The organism is Streptomyces sp. KR55 (assembly GCF_052245645.1).
Classification (GTDB): Bacteria; Actinomycetota; Actinomycetes; order Streptomycetales; family Streptomycetaceae; genus Streptomyces; species Streptomyces flavusporus.
This window is the reverse complement of the sequence record NZ_JBQQCE010000567.1, coordinates 1-5,632: the sequence shown is the minus strand read 5'-3', so window position 1 is coordinate 5,632 and position 5,632 is coordinate 1. Positions and strand designations below refer to the sequence as shown.

5 protein-coding genes and 1 pseudogene are annotated in these 5,632 nt (G+C 69.1%); 5 read left to right on the top strand and 1 reads right to left on the bottom strand.

Annotation, left to right across the window (positions count from 1 at the left end; all coding sequences use genetic code 11):
- The 4 genes and pseudogenes from ACTWQJ_RS45405 to ACTWQJ_RS45390 form a co-directional block, all read left to right on the top strand.
- Positions 1–601: pseudogene (locus ACTWQJ_RS45405) on the top strand (IclR family transcriptional regulator); the annotation flags it as partial.
- The gene (locus ACTWQJ_RS45400) at positions 598–1,008 is read left to right on the top strand and encodes a RidA family protein (protein ID WP_443312241.1); all 411 of its coding nucleotides are present in this window, start codon (positions 598–600) and stop codon (positions 1,006–1,008) included. The pseudogene ACTWQJ_RS45405 and the gene ACTWQJ_RS45400, both read left to right, overlap by 4 nt.
- 138 nt (positions 1,009–1,146) lie before the next feature.
- Positions 1,147–2,634 carry a GntP family permease gene (locus tag ACTWQJ_RS45395; RefSeq protein WP_443312240.1) on the top strand — a complete coding sequence of 496 codons (1,488 nt, stop codon included), beginning with the start codon at positions 1,147–1,149 and terminating at the stop codon, positions 2,632–2,634.
- Between the two features lie 54 nt (positions 2,635–2,688).
- Complete coding sequence (locus tag ACTWQJ_RS45390; protein WP_443312239.1) at positions 2,689–3,186, top strand: hypothetical protein; 498 nt, start codon at positions 2,689–2,691, stop codon at positions 3,184–3,186.
- On the opposite strand, the gene ACTWQJ_RS45385 is transcribed toward ACTWQJ_RS45390, so the two are convergent.
- On the bottom strand, positions 3,183–4,538 hold the full coding sequence (locus ACTWQJ_RS45385) for a M14 family metallopeptidase (protein ID WP_443312238.1): 1,356 nt from the start codon (positions 4,536–4,538) through the stop codon (positions 3,183–3,185). The two genes, ACTWQJ_RS45390 and ACTWQJ_RS45385, sit on opposite strands and share 4 nt — an antisense overlap.
- Positions 4,539–4,897: 359 nt before the next feature.
- On the opposite strand from ACTWQJ_RS45385, the gene ACTWQJ_RS45380 reads away from it, so the two are divergent.
- Positions 4,898–5,632: ATP-binding protein (locus tag ACTWQJ_RS45380; RefSeq protein WP_443312237.1), on the top strand; the 735-nt coding region annotated here is incomplete at its 3' end.

Sequence of the window (5,632 nt, the reverse complement as noted above, 5' to 3'; positions counted from 1 at the left end):
CCAGCGCTACCGCCTCTGCGCTCGCCTCTTCGCGCTCGCCCAGTAGGCGATGGAGAACCTCGACATCCGGGAGATCGCCCACCCCCACCTCGTACGGCTGAACGAGCAGTGCGGACACACCGTGCACCTCGCGGTGTACGAGGAGGAGGAGGTCCTCTACATCGACAAGGTGGAGAGCCGCTACCCGGTGCGCATGTACTCCCGGATCGGCAAACCGGTCGCCATCACGGTCGCCGCCGTCGCCAAGCTCCTCCTCGCCGACCTGCCCGAGCACGAACGCCGGGCCGTCGCGGAGAAGCTCGACTACCCCCTGTACACGGCCCGTTCGACCCCCAACGCCGGGGCCTTCCTCAAGGAACTCACGAAGGTGCGCGAACAGGGCTGGGCCACCGACCTCGGTGGCCATGAGGAGTCCATCAACTGCGTCGCGGCGCCCATCCGCGGCGCCGACGGCCGGGTCGTCGCCGCGATGTCGGTGTCCGCCCCCAACGTCGTCGTCACCGCCGACGAACTCCTCACCCTGCTCCCGCTGGTCCGCCGCACCGCGGACGCGATCAGCGGCGAGTACTCCGGTAGGACCCCGACCAAGGACGTCGTATGACCGAGAAGACCGCCCTCACTCCCAAGACCCACACCAACCCGCCCGCGAAGTTCTCCCACGGCGTGAAGAAGGGCAACATCCTTCAGGTCGCCGGCCAGGTCGGCTTCCTGCCCGCCGAGGAGGGCAAGCCCCCGACGCCGGCCGGCCCCACCCTGCGCGAGCAGACCCTGCAGACCCTCGCCAACGTCAAGGCGATCCTCGAGGAGGGCGGCGCCTCCTGGGACGACGTGATGATGATCCGCGTCTACCTCACGGACGTCGCCCACTTCGCCGAGATGAACGAGATCTACAACGCGTACTTCGAGGCGCAGGGCCTGACCCAGCCGCCCGCCGCGCGCACGACGGTCTACGTCGGTCTGCCCGCCGGACTCCTCATCGAGATCGACGCGCTCGCCGTGCTCGGCTGACGCCCCCTCACTCCCGCACGTTCGTCAACGGCATGGCACCCACCGGGGCGCCGTGCCGCGATCCGCCCTGCCCGGCTGTGCCCTCTGGGGGGACACCTCCCAGACCCCCAAGTATGTCCTTACGCAGAGGACCCATAAATGTCCCCACTGTCCCTCCCGCTCGCCGCATCCGCCCCCGCGGAGACCCCACCCCACACCGGCGGACTGCTCCTCCTCATCGACGGCACGGCAGGCCTCCTGACCGTCGCCGCGATCGGCATCGCCCTCCTCCTCTTCCTGATCATCAGGACCCGGCTCCAGCCCTTCGTGGCCCTCCTCGCCGTCTCCATAGTCGTCGGCCTGCTGGCCGGCCTCTCGGTCACCGAACTCTTCGGCACGGTCCAGCGCTCGGACGCCGTCTCCACCATCGAGTCCGGCATGGGCGGCATCCTCGGCCATGTCGCGATCATCATCGGCCTGGGCACCATGCTCGGCGCGATCCTCGAAGTCAGCGGCGGCGCCGAGGTGTTGGCGTCCCGCCTCCTCAACCTCTTCGGCGAGAAGCGTGCACCCCTCGCCATGGGCCTCACGGGCCTGATCTTCGGTATCCCGGTCTTCTTCGACGTCGGCATCTTCGTCCTCGCGCCGATCGTCTACGCCGCCGCCAAGCGCTCGGGCAAGTCGATCCTTCTCTACTGCCTGCCCCTGCTGGCCGGCCTCTCCATGACCCACGCGTTCCTGCCCCCGCACCCGGGCCCGGTGGCCGCCGCCGGTCTCCTCCAGGTGGACCTCGGCTGGGTCATCCTCATGGGCATCGTCTGCGGCATCCCCGCGGTGCTGGCCGCCTGGGCGTTCTCGGCGTGGATCGGCCGCCGCATCTTCGTCGCCGTACCGCAGGACATGGTCGAGGCGGCGGGCGAGGCCAAGCAGGCCGTCCTCGCCGAGCAGCGCGCGGCGGGCGTGGAGCCCCGCGAGCAGCCGGTCGCCCTCGGCACGGTCCTCGCCATCATCGGTACGCCGCTGATCCTCATCCTGGCCGCCACGTTCTCGTCGATCGCCCTGGACCCCTCCACCCTGCGCTCGGTGATCGAGTTCTTCGGGCACCCGTTCGTGGCGCTCACCATCGCGCTGCTGTTGGCGTACTACGTCCTAGGTATCCGTCGCGGCTGGTCCCGCAAGTCCCTGGAGACGGTGTCGACCTCCTCCCTGAAGCCGGTCGGCAACATCCTGCTGGTGGTCGGCGCGGGCGGTGTCTTCGGCGCCGTCCTCAAGGCGAGCGGCGTCGCCCAGGCCCTGTCCGACACGTTCAACGACGTCGGCCTCCCGGTGATCGTCCTGTCCTACCTGATCTCCGTGGTGCTGCGGGTCGCCCAGGGCTCGGCGACGGTGGCCATCGTGACGACGGCCGGCATCGTCGCCCCGCTGCTCGCCGAGGGCGACCACTCGCAGGCCTTCGTCGCGCTGGTCATCATGGCCATCTCCGCCGGCTCGATCTTCGCCTCGCACGTCAACGACGGCGGCTTCTGGATCGTGGCCAAGTACTTCGGCATCAGCGAGCGGGACACGCTCAAGACCTGGACCGTGCTGGAGTCCGTGCTGTCCGTCGCCGGGTTCGTGGTGGCGGCCGCATTGAGCATCTTCGTATAACGAAGTAGGGGCTGACTGTCTCTGACACAGGATCGTCGACCATACTGCTCCGCTGTGGAGCAGCGCATAGGTACGAGCAGTCAGCCCCTGGACGCCGGCGTCAACCCGGCCCACATCCCCGGGCTCACGGCGCCGGAGAAGGACGCCGGGCCCGAGGACGCGGTCGAGCCCGAGGAGGCGGCCCCCGTCGAGGACGCGGCCCCCGAGGAGACCCCGGCGGAGGAAGCCTCGGAGGCCCAGGACGCCGAGGATGCCGAGGCGGCCGACGGCCCTGTCTTCGAGGCCGCCGACCGCCGCGCACGCATCGTCGCCGACGCCAGGGGCGTACGCCTGAGCCTCGACGACGAGAAGTGCGAGTTCCGCTGGGACGAGATCGGCGCGATCGAGACGGAGTCCCCGCGTTTCGGCAAGCGGTTCACCGTGACCGTGCACACGCCGGACCGCCGCTGGTACCCCATCGAGATCGAGGCCAAGTCGAAGTCCCAGCACAAGGAGTGGGACTCACAGCTGGACGAGGTCCTCGACGCCTACTTCGAAGAGGACGCCGACTAACTGCAGTACTGGGCTTCCTTGCCAATGGACCGGTACATACAGTCCGCGTTCTCCAGAAGCTGCAACACCGCATCCCGGTTCCGCGAGGTCTCCCGCTCGATCACCTCATCGGGCGGGTAGAACCCGCCCCCGGACGCGGACGACGGATACATCTCGAAGGTGTACCCGAAGATCTTCTGAGAGCCCCACAGATAGTCGTCGATCGACCCGTCGGTGATGTACAGGTCGCTGGACTGCTCAGCCGTGTAGCCGTTGCTGGCGCCCATCTTCTGCCCCACCGCGGCGAAGGCGTTCCGGTCGTCGGCCGTCATCCCGGTGGTCGTGTCGGAGTACGTGTACCCGAACGGCCACAACACCAGCTCGCTGTACGTGTGGAAGTCGATGCCGGCCTTGATCTGCTGTGTCCCGCCGACGACCCGGCTGCGCACGAAGTTCGCGACCACCTTGACCTCGGGCGCGGATTCGGGCGCCGAGCCCCGGTAGGTGTCCGAGGACGGCGAGCCGGACGACCCGCCGCAGCAGCCCCACCGGTAGTTCCAGTTCCGGTTCAGGTCCGTACCGACGTACGAGGAACCGGAGTTGGGCTGCCGGTTCTTGCGCCACGACCGGTAGGAGCCGGTCGCGATGTCGTACTCGCCACCGTCCGGGTTGAGGTCCGGGATGATCCATATCTCCCGGTTGTTCACCATGCTGGTGACGCGTGAGTCCGTGCCGTAGTCGGAGGTCAGTTCCCGCAGCAGATACAGCGCCATCTCGACGGTGAGGTGTTCACGGGCGTGCTGGTGGTGGGTGAACAGCACCTCCGGTTCGGACTCGTCGCTCGCCACGTTGTCGCTGATCTTGATGGCGACGATGTTCCGGCCCTGGTACGACGTACCGATCACGCGCTGGCTCGCGATGCCCGGGTTCGCCGAGACGACCGAGCTGATCTCGCTCGTCATCTCCGCGTAGTTGTGGTAGCGGGAGTCGCCGGAGGGGAAGTCGTAGAGCCGGATGTCGTCCTCACCGGCCGACCGGTCGGGTACCGCGCCGAGTGCGGTGATCTCGTAGCCCTGTGAGCGCAGCTTCCTGACCTGGTCCGCGCGGCCGGAGATCACGACCCCGTGACCGTGGACCTCGTCCACGGTCACGCCCGACCGCTGAAGTGCCGTACGGTCCTTGGCGGTCGAGTGCATATGGATCTCGTACTGGCGGATGTCGTCCGCCGAGGCCGACGCCCTGTCCGCCCCGTCGGCGGTGGCGTCGGTGGTCGTCGCCGAGATCGGGGCCGCGAGGGCGAGGGCCAGCAGGGCGGCGAACACGGCGGTGCGTCTGCCGTTGCGCGCGCCTGAGCCGCGGATGCGAAGTCGCATGAAATCTCCTTGTTTCTCCAGTGATTCCGGGGTCTCCGGAAGTGGGGGAGTGGAGCCGTGGGGGTGGTTCTTCCGTGCGACGTACGACGTACTGGTGCGGGTGTGGCGCTCATCGTGGGTGCCTGGCATGGCCAGGTCAAGAGTCGGCCGGGAACCGGTGGCCGAAAGCAAACGAAAAACGGCTGCCAGACAGGGAATTGAGCGTCCGCGCAGTGTACGCGCGACGTCCTCACCCGGTGCCGACCCCGGCAAAGTGCACCCGTCGGTGTGAGCGGAACGTGCATATATGTAGGAGTCGGGGGAGAGTTGCAGTCCGCGCAAGGGCGAACCCTCCCCCCACCCCAGAGGATTGGCTGATCATGGGCGGATCAGCGCCGCACCGGGACGGTCACCTGCCGGTCGAGACGACCAGCTTCGTCGACCGGCGGACCGAACTCACCGAAGGCCGCGAACTGCTGGCCCGTGCCCGCCTGGTCACGCTGACCGGCCCGGGCGGCGTCGGCAAGACCCGGCTGGCCGGACGCCTGGCGTCCCGTGTCGCCCGCGCCTTCCCGGACGGCGTGCGGTTCGTGCACCTGTCGGGGCTGCACGACCCGGCACTCGTACCGCTCACCGCCGCCGACGCCCTCGGCCTGCACGACCACTCCGCACAGCCACCCCTGGACGCGCTGGTGGAACACTTACGGGACCGGCGACTGCTCCTCGTCGTCGACAACTGCGAGCATCTGCTGGGCGCCTGCACGGAACTGGCCGCCGCCCTGCTGCGCGGCACCACCGGCGTCCGGGTCCTCGCCACCAGCCGGCACTGCCTCGGCCTCACCGAGGAACACCTCCTGGACGTACGTCCCCTGCCGGTCCCCGACCCCGACGGCGACCTCTCCGCCGCCGACGCCAACCCGGCCGTGGCCCTCTTCGCCGACCGCGCCGCCGCCGTCGTCCCCGGCTTCCGGCTCACACCCGCCAACCGGGCCGCGGTCGTCCGCCTGTGCCGGCGCCTCGACGGCCTCCCCCTCGCCATCGAACTCGCCGCCGTCCGGATGCGCGTCCTCGGCGTCGAACAGCTCCTCGACCGCCTCGACGACCGCTACCGCCTG